This is a genomic window from Chryseobacterium sp. SIMBA_029, from assembly GCF_046535275.1.
In the GTDB taxonomy this organism is placed as follows: domain Bacteria; phylum Bacteroidota; class Bacteroidia; order Flavobacteriales; family Weeksellaceae; genus Chryseobacterium.
Window position 1 is genome coordinate 1 of sequence record NZ_JAWRXA010000116.1, and the last position, 341, is coordinate 341.

The following is a 341-nucleotide window of genomic DNA, read 5'->3' on the forward strand; positions in this document are numbered from 1 at the left end:
CGCGACGGATAGGGACCGAACTGTCTCACGACGTTCTGAACCCAGCTCGCGTACCGCTTTAATGGGCGAACAGCCCAACCCTTGGGACCGACTACAGCCCCAGGATGCGATGAGCCGACATCGAGGTGCCAAACCTCCCCGTCGATGTGGACTCTTGGGGGAGATAAGCCTGTTATCCCCGGGGTAGCTTTTATCCGTTGAGCGATGGCCCTTCCATGCGGAACCACCGGATCACTAAGCCCGACTTTCGTCCCTGCTCGACTTGTAGGTCTCGCAGTCAAGCTCCCTTCTGCCTTTACACTCTACGAATGATTTCCGACCATTCTGAGGGAACCTTTGGG

The 341-nt window shown here is 57.2% G+C and carries 1 rRNA gene; it reads right to left on the bottom strand.

Annotation, left to right across the window (positions count from 1 at the left end):
* Nucleotides 1-341, bottom strand: a 23S ribosomal RNA gene (locus tag SB679_RS23455); the annotation flags it as partial.